The organism is Phenylobacterium sp. (assembly GCF_030651185.1).
GTDB lineage: Bacteria > Pseudomonadota > Alphaproteobacteria > Caulobacterales > Caulobacteraceae > Phenylobacterium.
The window spans coordinates 65,293-82,710 of sequence record NZ_JAUSCJ010000039.1 but is presented as its reverse complement, the minus strand read 5'-3'; the positions used below and the strand labels follow the sequence as shown (position 1 = coordinate 82,710).

General features: G+C 68.8%; 15 protein-coding genes. 4 read left to right on the top strand and 11 right to left on the bottom strand.

The features are described 5' to 3' along the window. Positions 1-30: 30 nt before the first annotated feature. From Q7J39_RS18555 to Q7J39_RS18540, 4 genes are read left to right on the top strand one after another with little or no spacing between them, the layout of a single operon-like run. Positions 31-555 carry an SCP2 domain-containing protein gene (locus tag Q7J39_RS18555; protein ID WP_304828827.1) on the top strand — a complete coding sequence of 175 codons (525 nt, stop codon included), beginning with the start codon at positions 31-33 and terminating at the stop codon, positions 553-555. A gap of 10 nt (positions 556-565) precedes the next feature. Beyond that, positions 566-1,549 carry a peptidase U32 family protein gene (locus Q7J39_RS18550; RefSeq protein WP_304828824.1) on the top strand — a complete coding sequence of 328 codons (984 nt, stop codon included), beginning with the start codon at positions 566-568 and terminating at the stop codon, positions 1,547-1,549. Continuing rightward, entirely contained in the window at positions 1,546-2,454 is a 909-nt protein-coding gene (locus tag Q7J39_RS18545; RefSeq protein WP_304828821.1) for a U32 family peptidase, read from the top strand. Before Q7J39_RS18550 ends, Q7J39_RS18545 begins: the two co-directional genes overlap by 4 nt. Continuing rightward, positions 2,451-3,671: an FAD-binding oxidoreductase gene (locus Q7J39_RS18540; RefSeq protein ID WP_304828818.1), complete on the top strand. Its 1,221-nt coding sequence runs from the start codon at positions 2,451-2,453 to the stop codon at positions 3,669-3,671. The genes Q7J39_RS18545 and Q7J39_RS18540 overlap by 4 nt, the downstream gene beginning before the upstream one ends. Here Q7J39_RS18540 and Q7J39_RS18535 read toward each other — a convergent pair. Genes Q7J39_RS18535 through Q7J39_RS18485 form a run of 11 tightly spaced genes read right to left on the bottom strand, consistent with a single transcriptional unit; the run spans position 3,580 to position 17,349 of the window. Then, complete coding sequence (locus tag Q7J39_RS18535; protein ID WP_304828815.1) at positions 3,580-4,209, bottom strand: molybdenum cofactor guanylyltransferase; 630 nt, start codon at positions 4,207-4,209, stop codon at positions 3,580-3,582. The genes Q7J39_RS18540 and Q7J39_RS18535 overlap by 92 nt on opposite strands. Further along, positions 4,206-4,871 (bottom strand): carbonic anhydrase, encoded by a 666-nt coding sequence (locus Q7J39_RS18530; protein WP_304828812.1) that lies wholly within the window; start codon positions 4,869-4,871, stop codon positions 4,206-4,208. Before Q7J39_RS18530 ends, Q7J39_RS18535 begins: the two co-directional genes overlap by 4 nt. Continuing rightward, positions 4,868-5,416: a hemerythrin domain-containing protein gene (locus tag Q7J39_RS18525; protein ID WP_304828809.1), complete on the bottom strand. Its 549-nt coding sequence runs from the start codon at positions 5,414-5,416 to the stop codon at positions 4,868-4,870. The genes Q7J39_RS18530 and Q7J39_RS18525 overlap by 4 nt, the downstream gene beginning before the upstream one ends. A gap of 23 nt (positions 5,417-5,439) precedes the next feature. Then, a complete protein-coding gene (locus Q7J39_RS18520; protein WP_304828807.1) occupies positions 5,440-6,627 on the bottom strand; it encodes a hypothetical protein in 1,188 nt (395 codons plus the stop codon). A 3-nt stretch (positions 6,628-6,630) separates the two neighbouring features. Then, positions 6,631-7,755 carry a peptidylprolyl isomerase gene (locus Q7J39_RS18515; protein ID WP_304828805.1) on the bottom strand — a complete coding sequence of 375 codons (1,125 nt, stop codon included), beginning with the start codon at positions 7,753-7,755 and terminating at the stop codon, positions 6,631-6,633. Between the two features lie 5 nt (positions 7,756-7,760). Beyond that, positions 7,761-8,564, bottom strand: a complete 804-nt coding sequence (gene narI / locus Q7J39_RS18510; protein ID WP_304828801.1) for a respiratory nitrate reductase subunit gamma — start codon at positions 8,562-8,564, stop codon at positions 7,761-7,763. A gap of 13 nt (positions 8,565-8,577) precedes the next feature. Continuing rightward, positions 8,578-9,285, bottom strand: coding sequence for a nitrate reductase molybdenum cofactor assembly chaperone (gene narJ, locus Q7J39_RS18505; protein ID WP_304828798.1), 708 nt, complete (start codon positions 9,283-9,285; stop codon positions 8,578-8,580). Positions 9,286-9,288: 3 nt separating this feature from the next. Next, on the bottom strand, positions 9,289-10,812 hold the full coding sequence (gene narH / locus Q7J39_RS18500) for a nitrate reductase subunit beta (RefSeq protein ID WP_304828793.1): 1,524 nt from the start codon (positions 10,810-10,812) through the stop codon (positions 9,289-9,291). Further along, positions 10,809-14,540 (bottom strand): nitrate reductase subunit alpha, encoded by a 3,732-nt coding sequence (locus Q7J39_RS18495; protein ID WP_304828790.1) that lies wholly within the window; start codon positions 14,538-14,540, stop codon positions 10,809-10,811. The genes narH and Q7J39_RS18495 overlap by 4 nt, the downstream gene beginning before the upstream one ends. Next, entirely contained in the window at positions 14,537-15,961 is a 1,425-nt protein-coding gene (locus Q7J39_RS18490) for a NarK family nitrate/nitrite MFS transporter (RefSeq protein ID WP_304828786.1), read from the bottom strand. The genes Q7J39_RS18495 and Q7J39_RS18490 overlap by 4 nt, the downstream gene beginning before the upstream one ends. Continuing rightward, positions 15,961-17,349, bottom strand: a complete 1,389-nt coding sequence (locus tag Q7J39_RS18485) for a nitrate/nitrite transporter (protein ID WP_304828783.1) — start codon at positions 17,347-17,349, stop codon at positions 15,961-15,963. The genes Q7J39_RS18490 and Q7J39_RS18485 overlap by 1 nt, the downstream gene beginning before the upstream one ends. Between the last annotated feature and the right edge of the window lie 69 nt (positions 17,350-17,418).

Below are 17,418 nucleotides of genomic sequence, written 5' to 3'. Positions count from 1 at the left end.
AGGTTGGTCTCCTCCAAGAGGTTCCCCGTCATGCGTACGCAACATTGGTCCCGAGCAGCTCCGCGGGGCGACCCTGCCGGGGTGCTGATGGCGCTGCGGCCGCCGGTGGAGTGGCTGCTGAGTTCGGCCCTGCGTCGGGTAGCGCAGCGGCGGCCGGAGGTTTTCGAGCGGCTGGGCGCCTTTGGCGACGCCGCCTTCCTGATCGCGCCCGACGGCTCGCCGGTGGCCTTCCGGCTCGCGCCCGAGGGCGCGGCGGCCGGGGTCCAGGTGCGCCGCCGTGACGACCGCTCGCCCTGCGCCGCCCGGATCGAGGGGCCGCTCGGCGCTCTGCTGGGGCTGTTCGACGGCTCCCAGGACGCTGACGCCGCCTTCTTCTCGCGGGCCATCCGGGTGAGCGGCGACATCGAGGCGGTGATGGCCCTGCACAACACGCTGGAGGCCGCCGACCTGACCCTGGCCGACCTGCTGGGGCTGTCGGCGCCGGCGGGGGATGTGGCCAACGCCGCCCTGCGCTTTGTCCGCCAGACGGCGGCCGCCAAAGCCGCGTGGGCCTGAGATGGGATCGATGGAACTCGTCTGCCCGGCCGGCTCTCCGTCCATGCTTCACGCGGCGATCGAAGCCGGCGCGGACAGCGTCTATTGCGGCCTGCGGGATGAAACCAACGCCCGCAACTTTCCCGGCCTTAACTTCTCCCCCGCCGAGCTGAAGGCGGCCGTGGTCTGGGCGCATGATCGCGGCGCCAAGGTGCTGGTGGCGATCAACACCTTCGCCCGGGCCGGCGAGATCGACACCTGGCGGGCCTCCGTGGACAGCGCCGCGGCGGCCGGCGCCGACGCCGTCATCGTCGCCGATCTGGGGGTCCTGGCCTACGCCCACGCCGAGCATCCCGACCTGCGGCTGCACCTCTCGGTCCAGGCCGCCGCCGGCGCCCCCGAGGCCATCGGCTTCTACGCCCAGGCCTATGGCGTGAAGCGGGTGGTCCTGCCCCGCGTCCTGTCCGCGCCGGAGATCGCGGCCCTGGTGCGCGAGACCGACGTGGAGGTGGAGGCCTTCGTCTATGGCGGACTCTGCGTGATGGCTGAGGGCCGCTGCGCCCTTTCCTCCTACGCCACCGGCAGGTCCCCCAATCTCTCCGGGGTGTGTTCGCCACCGGAGGCCGTCTCCCTGGAGGAGACCAACGGTCTGCTGACCCCGCGTCTTGGGGGCTTCATGATCGACCAGGTCGCACCGGGCGCGGCCGCCGGTTACCCGACCCTCTGCAAGGGTCGCTTCGAGGCCGAGGGAACCGCGTCCCACCTGTTCGAGGATCCCACCAGCCTCAACGCCATGACGCTGCTGGCCGAACTTCGCACCGCCGGGGTGCGGGCGGTGAAGATCGAGGGCCGCCAGCGCGGCAAGGCCTACGTGGCCCGCGTGGCCGCCGCCTTCCGGGCCGCCCTCGACGCCCTGGACCGGGGCGAGACCACAGCGCCCTATGAGGCGCGCCTGACGGGCCTTGCCGAGGGCGGGCGAGAGACCGCCGGCGCCTACCGGAAGACCTGGCGATGACCGGCGCGCCGATCGAGATCGCCCTGGGGCCGCTGCTGTTCAACTGGTCGGCCGAGCGCATCGCCGACTTCTACGCCGCCATCGCCGACGAGACCGAGGTCGAGCGGGTCTATCTGGGGGAGGTGGTCTGCGGAAAGCGCGAGCCCTTCATCTCCGGGCCCCTGGCCGAGGCCGCCGAGCGCCTGACCCGGGCTGGCAAGACCGTCGTCTGGTCGACCCTGGCCCTGCCGGCGACGCCGCGTGACCGACGCGGGATCGCCCAGATGGCCGCGGGCGAGACCCTGGTGGAGATCAACGACGTCTCGGCCCTGGCCCACCGCTCGGTCGGCGCGCCCTTCGTGGCCGGGCCCCTGCTCAACATCTATAACGAGGCCGCCGCGCGGGAGCTGATCGGCCGCGGCTGCGTGCGCCTGTGCCCCAATGTCGAACTCTCGCTCCCGACCATCGGCCGCCTGGCCCAGGCCTGTCCGGGGCTGGAGATCGAGCTCTTCGCCTATGGCCGGCTGCCGCTCGCCCTGTCGGGACGCTGCTATCACGCCCGCGTCCGGGGGCTGCACAAGGACTCCTGCCAGCTGGTCTGCGACCGCGATCCCGACGGCCTCACGGTGCGCACCCTGGAGGGGCAGGACTTTCTGGCGGTGAACGGGGTGCAGACCCTGTCCCATGGGGTGCAGGTGGCCGACCTGCCGATCGCCCAACTCCGCACAGCCGGGATCGGGGCCCTGCGGCTGTCGCCTCACACCGGGGACATGCGCAAGGTGATCACGGCCTTCCGGGACTTCAGCCAGGAACGGCTGTCGCCCCAGGACCTGGCGGCCAAGGTGCGGGAGGCCGGACCGCCGGGCCCGCTGGTCAACGGCTATCTGCACGGCCGGGCGGGCGTCGACTGGGCGCCGGCGGCATGACCGCCTGTCCCTCGCGCCAGGTCTTCGACGTGGTGGTGCTGGGCGGCGGCATCGCCGGCGCCGCCCTGGCCGCCCAACTGGCGGGCGACCTGCGGGTGGCCCTGGTGGAGCGGGAGTCGCAGCTTGGCTACCACACCACCGGGCGTTCCGCGGCGATGTACATCCCCTCCTATGGCGGTCCGGCGGTCCAGCCGCTCACCGCCGCGAGCCGGGGATTCTTCGAAAGCCCCCCGTGGGGCTTCGCCGGGCGCCTGCTGAGCCCGCGTCCGGTGCTGCATGTCGCGCGCGCCGACCAGCTACAGCGCCTGGAGGACTTCGCCCACCAGAACCGGGACACCGCCGCCCTGCGGCGACTGAGCGGGGAAAGCGCCCGGCTGCGGACGCCGATCCTGCGGCCCGAGGCGGTTCGCTCCGCCCTGCTGGAGACCGGGGCGGGAGACCTGGACGTGGCGCGGCTGCACGGCGGCATGGTGCGACGGGCCCGCGAGGCCGGCGCCACCGTTCTCGCCGACGCCGGCAAGCCGGCCATTGTCCGCGAGGGCTCGCGGTGGCGGGTGCGGACCCGCCAGGCCAGCCTCATCGCCCCGACCCTGGTCAACGCCACCGGTGCCTGGGCCGACGAGACCGCGCTCGACGCCGGCCTCGCCCCCAAGGGCCTCGCGCCGTTGCTGAGAACCGCCATCCTGGTGGACGCGCCCCGGGAACTCGGCTTCCACGACGGGCCGGTGGTGAAGGACATCGACGAGCGGTTCTATTTCCGCCCGTTCGGCGGACGCCTGCTGATCACCCCAGCCGACGAGACGCCGAGCCCGCCGTGCGACGCGGCGCCCGATGAATTGGACATTGCTTGCGCCATGATGCGGTTCCATGACGCCGCCGATCATCCGGTGACACGGATCCACCATCGCTGGGCGGGCCTGCGCACCTTCGCGAGCGACCGCGCCCCGGTCATCGGCTGGTCGGAGACGAGCCCGGGGTTCTTCTGGCTGGCGGGCCTGGGGGGCTTTGGCATCCAGACCGCCCCGGCCGTGGCCCGGCTGGCCGCCGCCCAGGTCCTCGGCCATCGCACGCCTCGGGACCTGGCCGACCATGGGGTCGAGGCCGCGACCTACGATCCGAGCCGGCTCAGCGAAGCCGCGCACCCGATCGGTTCGCCAGCGCCATGTCAGGAACCGTGGGTGACGGCTGATGGGCCGCCAGGTCTTCCAGGGTATTGAGATTGATGAAGGGATCGGGTCCGGCGACCTCCCAGGTCACCTCCCGCAGCCCGACGTGCTCTGCGAAGCCCCGCAGCGACGAGCGGCCCGTCGCCAGATAGGCCTCAAGCCGCTCGCGCGATGAAACGCGCCAGAGGCCGCAGACCGGATGCAGGCGGCCATCGCTCACCGGCAGGACCGCGCCCACCCCTGCGCCCAAAGCCCGCGCCAGCCGGTCGCTCAGGTCGGCCGGCAGATAGGGCATGTCGCAGGCCAGGGTCTGGACCCAGGCCGCGCCCTGCCGGCGGCCGAAGTCCAGGGCGGCGGCAAGGCCCGCCAGGGGGCCGCCGATGTCCGGCGGATCAAACAGCAGCGGGATCCCAGCCCCACGCCCCGCCTGGCCGGCGTCCCGAACGGCCACCGCGACATCGGGTGCGTAGCTCCGCGCCAGATCCAGGGCCTGAGCCAGCAGCGGCCGGCCTCCCCAGGCGCGTAGGGGCTTGCCGCCCCCCATCCGACGGCCCTCGCCCCCGGCCAGCACCACGGCGACGCCGTTCATGATCTTGTCCTCGCGGACTTGCGGCGAAGGTCGCCACTGGCCGGGGCGCCGGCCAGGATGCGGGCCTGCTGCGGGTCAGCAACGGTCGTCTCCAGATCGCGGAGCAGGCCGTCATGGATCGAGTAGATCCAGCCGTGCATCGTCAGGGACTGGCCGCGCCGCCAAGCGTCATGCACCAGGGGATTGCCCGCCAGGCTGATCACCTGCTCGACCACGTTGCGCTCGCACAGATGGTTCACCCGGGTCTCGACGTCGAGGATCGCCTCCAGCTCCCCGGCATGGCGCCAGAACAGGCTGCGCACCGGCTGCAGCCAGTGGTCCACCAGGCCATGGCGCTCGCCGCTCAAGGCCGTCCGCACCCCGCCGCAGCCGTAGTGGCCGCAGACGATCACGTGCCGCACCTTGAGAACCTCCAGGGCGTATTGCAGCACCGAGAGGAAGTTGGCGTCCTGGGCCGGCGCCAGGTTGGCGAGGTTGCGGTGCACGAAGAGCTGACCAGGGGCCAGGCCGGTCAGGTCATGGGCCGGCAGATGGCTATCGGCGCAGCCGATCCACAGATAGTCCGGCGCTTCCTGGGCGGCCAGGTCGGGGAAGTAGTTGCGGTCATCCCGCGCCCTGGCCGCCGCCCAGACCAGGTTGCGGCGGAACAGGGCCTGGGTCACGCGCCCGGCTCGGAAAGGACGCGGCCGCGGCGCGCGGCCAGCCGCCGACCGAGGGTCGCCAGGTCATCGGCATCAAGCCGCAGCCGGGCGATGGGCAGGATTACGGCGTTCTCCAGCCCCAGGTGCCGGCGCTCCTGGCTGGCGAACTCCGAGAGGATCTTGCGCCGGGCCGGATCCAGGCCAGGCGCGGTCTCTTTCAGCAGGCAGGCCTTGAGCAGGTCGCTCACCTGGCCGGCCTTGGCCACGTCGGCGCGGTGCTCGGCCGAGAGCATGCCCAGCACCCCCTCGACCTCGTCCTCCGGCAGGCAGCGCCGGCGCAGCAGCGGGAAGAAATCCTCCTCCTCATCGATCACGTGCAGGGCCAGGTCGTGACCCAGGAAGGCCACCACCTTGCCGATCTTGTCGCCGTCAAACACCGTGGCCGCGCCGACCTCGTCGATCATCTGGCAGAGCTGCCGGTGGCGATAATGTTCCGCGAAGAACCAGTCGAGGGGCTCGGCGAGCAGTTCCAGGGGAACCTCCTCGATTTCGGTCGTTTGTTTCACCGCCGCCTCCTCTCGACCTTGGGTCAGAGCTTGAATTCGAGCGTCAGCCAGATCTTCGTCCGATCGGGGAAGGCCGGCCGGTCGCCCTGGAAGGCGGCGGCCTTCAGCTCGGCGCCGATCTTCGGGGTCAGGGGCATGGAGATCGAGGCGTCCAATTCCCGCCCGAGCCCCCCGCCGCCGCCGGCCTCGTCGAACTGGTGCAGGGCCGCCTGGATCTTCACCGGCTTGCCGTGCGGTCCCTTGAGCACCGAACTGCCGGTCAGGCTCAGGTCGCGCACCCCATTGGCCGGGGTGGTGAGGAAGACGTCGGCCCAGCCCTGATAGGCGTGCAGGGTGGCCAGCGGCGTCGAGAAACCCCGGCGGCCGTCGCCGTCCAGCTGCTCAACGCCCAGCGCCACGGCATTGGTTTTGGTCTTCAGCCCGGCCGACAGGGCGATGTAGTCCAGGTCGAAGCTGGTGGGGCTGTTGCGGTAGTCGGTCTGGCGGGCGTACTCGGCCTCGTAGGTGGCGCTGAGGCCAGGCTTCAGCGTCGTCGAGCCGGTGAGCCGCGCGCCCCAGGTGGCGCTCGACTGACTCGGCGCATTGGCGAAGTCCAGCAGGTAGCCATAGGCAGAGACCTGGCCGAAGCCGGTCTTGGCGTCCACCTGGGCCAGGTGGGAATCGCTGCGCCAGGCGCCCTGCGGGTGGTCCTCGCCGAAGATCCGATGGACCTTGTCGACATAGGCATAGGTCACGCTGACCTTGCCGGATGGCCGGTAGATCAGCTTCACGGCGTCGAAGGTCTGCTCGTTCTGACGGAAGCCGACATTGCCCACGAAGCGGGCGTTGGCGAGGATCAGGCGCTGGCGCCCGATGACCGCCTCGCCCTGCGTCCCGGTCCAGGAGATTTGGGCGCGGTTCAGCTCGGTGGTCTCGGGATCGGTCACCAGGGGATAGGCGGTCTTGCCATTGGTGCTGCTGTTGTAGCGGTCGGAGAGCGCGGTGACGTTCTCCCCCTCCACCAGGACCTTGAAGCCATGGAAGGCCGGGGTCTCATAGCCCAGCCGGGTGCGCAGGGTGACCGCCTGGGCGTCCTTGGCAAAGCCGTCCTGGGCGACGGTCTCGTAGCGGAGACGAGCCTCCAGGATCAGGCCTTTGGGCGCTTCGGCCGCGCAGGCCAGGGACGGGACAGCCAGGGCCGCCAGGCCCAGGAGGCCGGGAAGAAAACGCATGATTCAGACTCTCCGGACGATGGTGTAGGTGCGCGCCTTGGGCGTCAGCTTGGCGCGCAGCAGGGAAGCCATGGCCGCGATCGCCGGGTCCTTGGCGCCTTGGGCGGCCGAGATCAGGTGGGTCCAGCTCTCGTCGCCGGCGTTGTCGACGAAGTGAGCCACCGCGCGACGCACGAAGACCGGGACGTCCAGGTTGTCGGCCAGGGCGGCGGCCCGCACGCGAGCGGCCAGTTCCGGATCCGTGGCGTCGAGCCAGGCCTCGAGCTCATCGGCCGCGCCCCCCTGGGACAACAGTTCGCCCAGCGACAGGGAACCGGTGGCGAAGCGGCCGTCGCGGCTGATGCTGAAGGCCACGCCCTGCGCGCGGGCGCGGTCGGCCAGGTCGGAGACGTAGCGGGTCGCCGCGGCCGTCCAGGCGCGGCTCTCCAGGTGGAGGGCGATCTTGTCCTCCACATAGTCGAAGGGCAGCTCCCGCCCCTCGATCCGGCGTTCCAGCTTGAGGATGTGCCAGCCGAAGCGCGAGGCGACGGGGCGCGGGAAAATGTCCCCGGCCTGCAATCCGCCGAGCGCGCGCTCGATCTCACCCACCACGTCGCCCGGCCCCAACTGGCCGAGGGAGCCGCCGACCTTGCCCGACGGACAGTCCGAGAGGGTCCTGGCCAGGTGCGCAAACTGCGATGGCTCCGTCAGGCAGCGGAGCAGGATGCCCTGGGCGGTCTGACGCGCCCGCTCCAGGGCCTCGGCGTCCTCGCCCTTCGGCTCGACAAGGATGTGGGCGGCCTCCAGCAGTGGCGGGCTGGTGAAGTGCGCGCGCTGGGTGTCGTAGACCCGGCGGCGCTCGGCATGGCTGGGGGCCTCGATCTCGATCTCGGCGTCGAGGACGGCCCGGATCAGGGCCTCCTCATTCGTCTCCTCCCGGCCGGCCTCGTCCTTGATGGGGCGAGGCGTCAGGCCGAGCTCGTCGGCCCGGTGCAGCAGCAGGGCCTTGACCGCCAACGCCTTGCCGGCCGCGGTGCGGGCCTCGGCGGCCGACAGGCTGGGGTGGTTCTGGACCTCCTCGGCGATGAGGAATTCGGGGATCTCCACCCCTTCGACGACGACGGTGGCGGACGCGGTGGCGGCGGTCATGGCGGCTACTCCGCGGCTTTGAGGGGCGTGGGCCGGACCGCCGGGGTCGTCGTACGGATGGCGGCGGGCTGAACACCGGGCTTGGTCGGATAGACAGGGGCGGGGTTGTCGCGGCGATGCGGCAGGAGACGCCGCGTGCGGACCAGCTGCCAGCCCCGCCGGTTGAGGTACCAGACCGGCGCCGAGAGCATGTGCACCAGGCGGGTGAAGGGGAAGACCAGCAGGATGGTCATGCCCAGGAACAGGTGAGCCTTGAAGATCGGATGCACGTCGGCGACGTGGTCGGCGACATTGGGCTGGAAGGTGAAGACCCCCTGGGCCCAGCTCATGAACTTCAACATCTCGCCGCCGTCGAGGTGGCCGAGGGACAGCGGGATGGTAGCCAGGCCCAGGCAGAGCTGGACCATCAGGATGATCAGGATGGCGGTGTCGCCGAAGCTGGAATTGTGGCGGATCCGGGGATCGAACAGACGCCGGTGCAACAGCAGCAGGCCGCCGGCCAGGCATAGGATCCCGGCGATGCCGCCCGCGACGATGGCCAGAATCTGCTTGGCCCCATGGGGCACGCCCAGGGCGTCGAACACCCAGATGGGGGTCAGCAGGCCGACGAAGTGGCCCCCGAAGATGACCAGGACCCCGACATGGAAGAGGACGGAGCCCAGCACCAGTTGCTTGCGCCGCAGCAGCTGCGACGAGCCCGAGCGCCAGCTGTACTGTTCACGGTCGAAGCGGATGACCGACCCCAGGACCAAGACCGCCAGGGCGATGTAGGGATAGACGCCGAACAAGATCTGATTGAGCAGTTGCATCTTCAGGGGCTCCTCAGGCGGCCGCGCCGGCGCGGCGTGGCGCGCGCGGCGGTTCAGTGTTCATGGCCTCGACCAGGGCGCTGGCCTTGGGGCAGTCGGAGTCGGACGGGCCGAAGGTGACGGCGGTTTCGGCCCAGGCCTTATCGAGGGCCTCCAGGTCGTTGGGATTCTCCTCGGGCTCGCTGAGCAGGGCCGCCAGCACGCCGGGGTCGGCCTGGGTGTCGGCCAGACGGGCCAGGGCGCCGAACACCGCGCGATAGGGGCTGCCGCGGGTCTTGAGCCGCTCGCCCATCGCCTCCAGCACGTGGCTGGCTTCTCCGAGCAGTGAGGCGGCCTGGGTCTCGGGCAGGGTGGAGAGAAATTCCAGGAACACCGGCAGGAAGTCCGGCAACTCGTTGGCCGCCAGATCGAGACCCTGAGCCCGGTAGAGCTCCAGCAGCGCCACCATCGCCTCGCCGCGGTCGCGGCTCTCGCCGTGCACGTGCTCATAGAGGTTGAGGGACAGCGACCGGGTGCGGTCGAAGAGCTCGGTGTAGCGCTCCTGGAGGTCGTAGATATCGTCCTCGGTGATCTCGGCCACCAGCTTGCGCAGGGCTTGGACCAGGGTCTTGCCCAGCATCCCCTCGGCCTCGATCACGCCCAGCGCCTCAGGGGCGAAGGCCTGCAGGTCGCGGTTGGGATAGGTGAGCAGCAGCGCGAGCGCCTTGTAGGTGCGGGCCATGTCTCAGACCTCCATGGGGGTTTTGGCGCGCGAGCGCTTGTTGGGGCCAAACAGGCCCAGCTCCGTGCGCCCGCCGGAGCAGCCGTTGCCGAAGGAGAACCCGCAGCCGCCGCGCATGTCGTAGGCGTCCTCGGCGGTCTCGCGGTGGGCCGAGGGGATGACGAAGCGGTCTTCGTAGTTGGCGATCGCCAGGTAGCGGTACATGGAGTCGATCTCCGCCGCCGTCAGGCCGACCCGCGCGGCGAGGGCATGGTCGATCACCCCCTCAACCGTCTTGGCCCGCATGTAGCCGCGCATGGCCAGCATGCGCTCCAGGGCCAGCTGGACCGGCGCTTCCTTGCCGGCGGTCAGCAGGTTGGCGAGGTACTTGATCGGAATCCGCAGCGCGTGGACGTCGGGCATGTCGCCGTCCATCTCCAGGGCGCCGGCGGCCACCGCCGACTGGATCGGCGAGAGCGGCGGCACGTACCAGACCATGGGCAGGGTCCGGTATTCCGGGTGCAGCGGGAAGGCGATCTTCCAATCGACGGCCATCTTGTAGACGGGGCTCTTGCGGGCCGCGTCCAGCCAGGCTTCCGGCACGCCGTCGGCGCGCGCCTGGGCGATCACCGCCGGATCGCTGGGATCCAGGAAGACGTCGAGCTGGGCCTGGTAGAGGTCCTGCTCATCGGGGGTAGAGGCCGCGGCCTCGATGCGATCGGCGTCGTAGAGCAGGACCCCGAGATAGCGGATGCGGCCGACGCAGGTTTCCGAGCACACGGTCGGCTGGCCGACCTCGATGCGCGGGAAGCAGAAGGTGCACTTCTCCGACTTTCCGGATTCCCAGTTGTAGTAGATTTTCTTGTAGGGGCAGGCCGAGACGCACATGCGCCAGCCGCGGCACTTGTCCTGGTCGATCAGGACGATGCCGTCCTCCTCGCGCTTGTAGATGGCGCCCGAGGGGCAGGCCGCGACGCAGGTGGGGTTCAGGCAGTGCTCGCACAGCCTGGGCAGGTACATCATGAAGGTGTTCTCGAAGGCGCCGTAGATCTCCTTCTCGACACCCTCGAAGTTGTAGTCGGCCGACCGCTTGGAGAACTCGCCGCCGAGGATTTCCTCCCAGTTGGGGCCCCGCTCGATCTTCTCCATCCGCTGGCCGGTGATCTTCGACCGCGGCCGGGCGGTGGGGAAGGCCTTCATCTCCGGCGCGGTCTGCAGGTGCGCGTAGTCGAAGTCGAAGGGCTCGTAATAGTCGTCGATCTCCGGCAGGTCCGGGTTGGCGAAGATCTTCGCCAGGATCCGCCACTTGGCCCCCATCTTCGGCTCGATCTTGCCGTTGGCCTTGCGGGTCCAACCGCCGTTCCACCGCTTCTGGTTCTCCCAGTCGCGGGGGAAGCCGACGCCGGGCTTGGTCTCGACGTTGTTGAACCAGGCGTATTCAACGCCCTCGCGGTTGGTCCAGACGTTCTTGCAGGTGACCGAACAGGTGTGACACCCGATGCACTTGTCTAGGTTCAGCACCATGCCGATTTGCGCGCGAACCTTCATTGGGCGAAATCCTTGGCGTTGAGGGGAGTCTCCAACCAGTCGACCTTGGTCATCTTGCGCAGCACCACGAACTCATCGCGGTTGGAGCCGACCGTGCCGTAATAGTTGAAGCCGTAGGCGAGCTGGGCGTAGCCGCCGATCATGTGGGTCGGCTTGAGAACCGTGCGGGTCACCGAGTTGTGGATGCCGCCGCGCTTGCCGGTGATCTGGGACCCCGGCGTGTTCACGATCTTTTCCTGAGCGTGATACATGAAGGTGGTGCCTTCACGGATCCGCTGGGAGACCACCACCCGGGCGGTGAGCGCCCCGTTGGCGTTGAAGGCCTCCACCCAGTCATTGTCCACCAGACCGACCTTCCGGGCATCGGTCTCGGAGACCCAGATGACGGGGCCGCCCCGGTTGAGGGTCAGCATCATCAGGTTGTCGGAATAGGTGGAGTGGATGCCCCATTTCTGGTGCGGGGTGATGAAGTTGAGAACGATCTCCTTCTCGCCATTGGGCTTGAGGCCCTTGACGTAGGTGGTCTTCAGATCGATCGGCGGACGGTAGACGCAGAGCGCCTCCCCAAAGGCCCGCATCCACAGGTGATCCTGATAGAGCTGTTGCCGGCCGGTCAGGGTCCGCCACGGGATCAGCTCGTGGACGTTGGTCCAGCCGGCCGTGTAGCAGACCTTCTCGCTCTCGATGCCCGACCAGGTCGGCGAGGTGATGATCTTGCGCGGCTGGGCCAGCAGGTCGCGGAAGCGGATCTTCTCGTCTTCCTTGGGCAGGGCCAGGTGGGTGTGCTCGCGGCCGGTCTGCTTCTCGAGCGCTTCCCAGGCCTTGACCGCCACCTCGCCGTTGGTCTCCGGCGCCAGCATGAGGATCGTCTCGCAGGCGTCGATGTCGGTTTCGATACGGGCCAGGCCCTGGGTCTGGCCTTCCTCCAGCACCGCGCCGTTCAGCTCGGTCAGCAGGTCCACCTCATGGTCGGTCTTCCAGCCGATCCCCTTGCCGCCGTTACCGCTGGCCTTGAGCAGCGGCCCAAGGGCGGTGAAGCGCTTGTAGGTGTTGGGATAGTCGCGCTCGACCACGGTGATCTGCGGCATGGTCTTGCCGGGGATCGCCTCGCACTCGCCCTTGGACCAGTCGCGGACGTCGAAGGGCTGGGCCAGTTCGGCGGCGCTATCGTGCTGGATCGGGGTGAGAACCACGTCCTGCTCGACCCCGAGCACCTCGGGGGCGACGTCGGAGAAGGTCTTGGCGATCGCCTTGAAGATCTCCCAGTCCGACTTCGATTCCCAGGCCGGATCCACCGCCGCCGACAGCGGGTGGATGAAGGGGTGCATGTCGGAGGTGTTGAGGTCGTTCTTCTCGTACCAGGTGGCCGTCGGTAGGACGATGTCGGAATAGACCGCCGTGGTGGACATCCGGAAGTCGAGGGTGACCAGCAGGTCGAGCTTTCCCTCCGGCGCCTCGTCATGCCAGACGACCTCATTGGGCTTGCGCCGCCCGTCCTCGCCAAGGTCCTTGCCCTGGACGCCATGGCTGGCCCCCAGCAGGTGCTTGAGGAAGTACTCGTGGCCCTTGCCGGAGGAGCCCAGAAGGTTGGAGCGCCAGATGAACATGTTGCGCGGCCAGTTGGCGGGATCGTCGGGGTCCATGCAGGACATCTTCAGATCGCCGCTCTTGAGCTGCTCAAGGGCGTAGGCCTTGGGGTCCTGACCCGCCGCGGCGGCAGCCTTGGCCACATCCAGGGGGTTGGTCTGCAGGGCGGGCGCCGAGGGCAGCCAGCCCATCCGCTCGGCCTTGGCGTTGAAGTCGATCATCGCCCCGTCCCACACGCCTTCCGGCGCGGTGGGCGAGAGGATCTCGCTCATCTCGACGGTCTCGTACCGCCACTGGTCGGAGTGGGCGTAGAAGAACGAGGTGGAGTTCTGCTGGCGCGGCGGCTTCACCCAGTCGGTGGCGAAGGCCAGCGGGGCCCAGCCGGTCTGGGGCCGCAGCTTCTCCTGGCCGACATAGTGGGCCCAGCCGCCGCCGGACTGGCCGACGCAACCGCACATGACCAGCATGTTGATGGCCGCGCGGTAGTTCATGTCCATGTGGAACCAGTGGTTCATGGCCGCGCCGATGATCACCATCGACTTGCCATTGGTCTTCTCGGCGTTGCCGGCGAAGCCGCGGGCCACGGCGATGATCTGATCCTTCGGCACCGAGGTGATCGCCTCGGCCCAGGCCGGGGAATAGGGCTCCACCTCGTCATAGCTGGCGGGCATGTGGTCGCCGCCGAAGCCCTGGTCGACGCCGTAGTTGGCCAGGAACAGGTCGTAGACGCAGGCCACCAGGGTCTCGCCCTCGGGCAGCATCATGCGCTTGACCGGCACATTGCGGACCAAGACCTCGGGATGGTCGGTCATGGCGAAGCCGTTGGTGGCCGCGCCGCCGAAATAGGGGAAGCGCACCGCGGCGACCTCATCGTGGACGCCCTTGAGGCCCAGGCGCAGGGTGGTCTCGCGACCGGCCCCGTCCTTTTCCTCAAGGTTCCACTTGCCGTCCTCGCCCCAGCGGAAGCCAATCGATCCGTTGGGGACGATCACTTCGCCGGTGGTCTCGTCGAGGGCGACGGTCTTCCAGTCGGGGTTGTTGGTCTCACCCAGCGCCTTGTCGAACTCGGCGGCGCGCAGCAGGCGTTCGGGCACATAGGCGCCGTCCTGGGGAACCAGGCGCACCAGCATCGGCAGGTCCGAGTACTTCCGCAGGTAGTCGCGGAAGTAGGGCACCTGGCGGTCGATGTGGAACTCCTTGAGGATCACGTGACCGAAGGCCATGCCCAGGGCGGCGTCGGTCCCCTGCTTCACGGGCAGCCACAGGTCGGAGAACTTCGAGGCCTCGGAATAGTCGGGGCAGATCACCACCGACTTGGCGCCGCGATAGCGGGCCTCGGTGTAGAAGTGGGCGTCCGGGGTGCGGGTCTGCGGGACGTTGGAGCCCCAAAGGATCATGAACCCGGAATTGAACCAGTCGGCGCTCTCGGCCACGTCGGTCTGTTCGCCCCAGGTCTGCGGCGAGGCCGGCGGCAGGTCGCAGTACCAGTCGTAGAAGGAGCCGCAGACACCGCCGAGCAGCTGCAGGTAGCGGGCGCCGGCGGCGTAGGAGACCATCGACATGGCCGGGATCGGCGAGAAGCCGAAGATGCGGTCCGGACCCCATTCCTTGACGGTGTAGGCGTTGGCCGCGGCGATGATCTCGGTCACCTCGTCCCAGGTCGCGCGGATGAAGCCGCCGGCGCCGCGCATGGTCACGTAGGAGGCGCGCTGCGTCGGGTTCTTCTGGATCGAGGCCCAGGCGGCCACCGGGCTGAGGGTGGCCCGCGCGGCGCGCCAGAGCTTCAACAGGCGCGAGCGGATCAGCGGGTATTTCACCCGGTTGGCGGAATAGAGGTACCAGCTGTAGCTGGCGCCCCGGGCGCAGCCTCGCGGCTCGTGGTTGGGCAGCTCCGGCCGCGTGCGCGGATAGTCAGTCTGCTGGGTCTCCCAGGTGACGATCCCGCCCTTGACGTAGATCTTCCAGGAGCAGGAGCCCGTGCAGTTCACCCCGTGGGTGGAGCGGACGACCTTGTCGTGCTGCCAGCGGCGCCGATAGGCCTCCTCCCACTTGCGATCCTCGTCGGTGAGGACGCCGTGGCCGTCGGAGAACAGCTCGGTCTTGCGGGCGAAGAAGGTCAGGCGATCAAGGGTATGGCTCATGCCACGATTTCCATCTTCGTAGGGGTTTGGGGCGCTTGCAGCAGCGAGGACTTGCGGGCGTAGAAGCCCCAGTTCACAGCGACGCAGCTGAGGTAGAAGGCCAGGAAGACCAGCAGGGCGGCGCTCGGCCCGCCGGTGGCCTTCATCGCGTTGCCGAAGGCCAGCGGGATGAAGAAGCCGCCGAAGGCGCCGATGGCCGAGCTGAAACCGACGATGGCCGCCGACTCCATCTCCGCGGCCTTCAGGCGAGCGGCCGGATCAGCTTGCGGCAGCAGCCGAGGCATGTCGGCCCGCACGATCGCCGGGATCATCTGGAAGGTCGAGGCGTTTCCGACCCCGGTCCAGAGGAACAGCCACATGAAGCTGGCGAAGAAAATCGGGAAGGAGGGCTCGGCGCCGAAACCGCCGACGCTGTGCATCACCGACAGCACGCCGAGCGCCAGGGCGATGAACACCCAGTGGGTGACATTGTGGCCGCCGAACTTGTCGGAAACCCAGCCGGTGAGCGCCCGCGAGGCCGCTCCCACCAGCGGACCAAGGAAGACCAGCTGCATGGCTTGGACGTCGGGGAACAGGGTCTTCATCAGCAGCGGAAAGGCCGCCGAGAAGCCGATGAACGAGCCGAAGGTGCCAACGTAGAGCCAGCAGATGACCCAGTTATGCTTGCGCTTGAACACCACCGACTGTTCAGCGAAGGAGGCCCGGGCCGAGGCGATGTCGTTCATGCCGAACCAGGCCAGGCTGCCGGCGACGAGAATGAAGGGGACCCAGACGAAGCCGGCGTTCTGCAGCCAGATCGTGCTCGACACGCCCTTTTCCACCACGGTCTGAGGCGCGCCCACCAGGGGCAGGAACATCCCGATCCCGATCACCACCGGCACCAGGAACTGCATGACGCTGACGCCAAGGTTTCCGAACCCGGCGTTGAGGGCCAGCGCATTGCCCTTTTGGCTCTTCGGGAAGAAGAACCCGATGTTGGCCATCGAGGAGGCGAAGTTGCCGCCCCCCAGGCCGCAGAGCAGGGCCAGGACCACGAACACCACATAGGGGGTGGTGGGATCCTGCACGGCCAGGCCGATGCCGATCGCCGGAATCAGCAGGGACAGGGTCGTCAGCGTCGTCCACAGCCGGCCGCCGAGGATCGGGACCATGAAGGTGTAGAAGATCCGCAGGGTCGCGCCCGAGAGGGCGGGCAGAGCGGTGAGCCAGAAGAGCTGTTCGGTGGTGAACTTGAAGCCGACCAGCTTCAGCTTGGCCACCACCATCGACCAAACCATCCAGACCGAGAAGGCCAGGAGCAGGTTGGGGATCGAAATCCAGAGATTGCGGCTGGCGATAGCCTTGCCCGATCCCGACCAGAAGGCCGGGTCTTCGGGGCGCCAGTCAGTCAGGACATGACGGGCGGGTTTGCGGGAAGCCATCAAGGCGCTCCTCTTGTTGCGGGGGTCGCCACGCGGGCGGGCGCGCCGGAGACCGGACGCGGTTGAAGGTCGGCGTGCAGGGACGCCATCTCGGGAAGTTCGGGCAGCTCACCCAGCTGCGGCGCGCCCGCGCGCTCCATCCGGCGGATGGCGAAGTGCATCCAGGTCAGGGCGCTGGCCACCAGGACGAACAGCAGCATGAAGCAGCTAGTCCAGACCCCGGTGAGGTCGTTCAAGGCTCCGAAGGCGATGGGCAGGACAAAGCCCCCCAGGCCGCCCACCATGCCCACTAGCCCCCCCACCGAGCCGATGGTGCCGGGGTAGTAGACCGGGATGTGCTTGTAGACCGCCGCCTTGCCCAGGCTCATGGCGAAGCCGAGGCAGAACAGCAGGACGATGAAGGGGACCAGCCCCGTGGCCAGTCGGAAGGCGATCGGCCCATGGACCCCGTCCACCACATAGCTGGTGGGCGGATAGGACAGCAGGAAGGTGGCCACCACGCTGATGCTGAAGGTGATGTACATCACCTTGCGCGCACCGATCTTGTCGGAGAGCCAGCCGCCGAACACCCGGAATAGCGACCCGGGAATGGAGTAGGCCGCCGCCAGCATGCCGGCCGTGCGGATGTCCAGGTGATAGACCGCCACCAGATAGTGGGGCAGCCAGAGCGCCAGGGCCACGAAGGCGCCGAAGACGAAGAAGTAGTAGAGGGCGAAGCGCCAGACCTGCAGCTTCCTAAGCGGCGCGAACTGCATCGCCGCGGCGACCGGCTTGGCGCCGGTCCGGCGGCGTTCCAGGAGTTCGGGATCGTCACGGGTCAGCAGGAAGTAGACCACCGCGATCACCGCCAGGGCCGCGGCCCAGACCTGGGCGACCGTCTGCCAGCCATAGGCGATCATCACGAAGGGGGCGGCGAACTTGGTGACCGCCGCGCCGACGTTGCCGGCGCCGAAGATGCCCAGGGCGGTGCCCTGCTTTTCCTTCGGGAAGAACTTGGAGACATAGGCCACGCCGACGGCGAAGGACCCGCCGGCCATGCCGACCCCAAGCGCCGCCAGCAGGAACTGCGGATAGGTCTGGGCGTGGGAGAGCAGGAAGGTGGCGAGCGCCGCCGACAGCATCACCACCAGGTTCACAACCCGGCCACCGTACTGGTCGGCCCAGACCCCCAGGACGACGCGCACCAGCGAGCCGGTGAGGATAGGGGTGCCGGCCAGCAGTCCGAACTGGGCCTCGGTGAGGCCGAGGTTCTGCTTAATCTGCACCCCGATGATGGAGAAGATCGTCCAGACCGCGAAGCAGGCGGTGAACGAGAAGGTGCTCATCCACAGCGCCATGCCGGCGCCGGGAGCGTTCTCTGTGGTGGGCGGCGTGACTGCGACGTTCAACTTGTCCCCCGGCCTCTGTGCTGCGGGGCCAGACGCCCTCGCTTCGGCCAAGTCTATGCAGTCGTCGGG

Bases quoted from the DNA above. Each gene is read 5' to 3' on its own strand.
- narH (WP_304828793.1), bottom strand. From the start codon at position 10,812: ATGAAGGTTCGCGCGCAAATCGGCATGGTGCTGAACCTAGACAAGTGC.
- narI (WP_304828801.1), bottom strand. From the start codon at position 8,564: ATGCAACTGCTCAATCAGATCTTGTTCGGCGTCTATCCCTACATCGCC.
- Q7J39_RS18540 (WP_304828818.1), top strand. From the start codon at position 2,451: ATGACCGCCTGTCCCTCGCGCCAGGTCTTCGACGTGGTGGTGCTGGGC.
- Q7J39_RS18535 (WP_304828815.1), bottom strand. From the start codon at position 4,209: ATGAACGGCGTCGCCGTGGTGCTGGCCGGGGGCGAGGGCCGTCGGATG.
- Q7J39_RS18495 (WP_304828790.1), bottom strand. From the start codon at position 14,540: ATGAGCCATACCCTTGATCGCCTGACCTTCTTCGCCCGCAAGACCGAG.
- Q7J39_RS18555 (WP_304828827.1), top strand. From the start codon at position 31: ATGCGTACGCAACATTGGTCCCGAGCAGCTCCGCGGGGCGACCCTGCC.
- narJ (WP_304828798.1), bottom strand. From the start codon at position 9,285: ATGGCCCGCACCTACAAGGCGCTCGCGCTGCTGCTCACCTATCCCAAC.
- Q7J39_RS18545 (WP_304828821.1), top strand. From the start codon at position 1,546: ATGACCGGCGCGCCGATCGAGATCGCCCTGGGGCCGCTGCTGTTCAAC.
- Q7J39_RS18550 (WP_304828824.1), top strand. From the start codon at position 566: ATGGAACTCGTCTGCCCGGCCGGCTCTCCGTCCATGCTTCACGCGGCG.
- Q7J39_RS18490 (WP_304828786.1), bottom strand. From the start codon at position 15,961: ATGGCTTCCCGCAAACCCGCCCGTCATGTCCTGACTGACTGGCGCCCC.
- Q7J39_RS18515 (WP_304828805.1), bottom strand. From the start codon at position 7,755: ATGACCGCCGCCACCGCGTCCGCCACCGTCGTCGTCGAAGGGGTGGAG.
- Q7J39_RS18520 (WP_304828807.1), bottom strand. From the start codon at position 6,627: ATGCGTTTTCTTCCCGGCCTCCTGGGCCTGGCGGCCCTGGCTGTCCCG.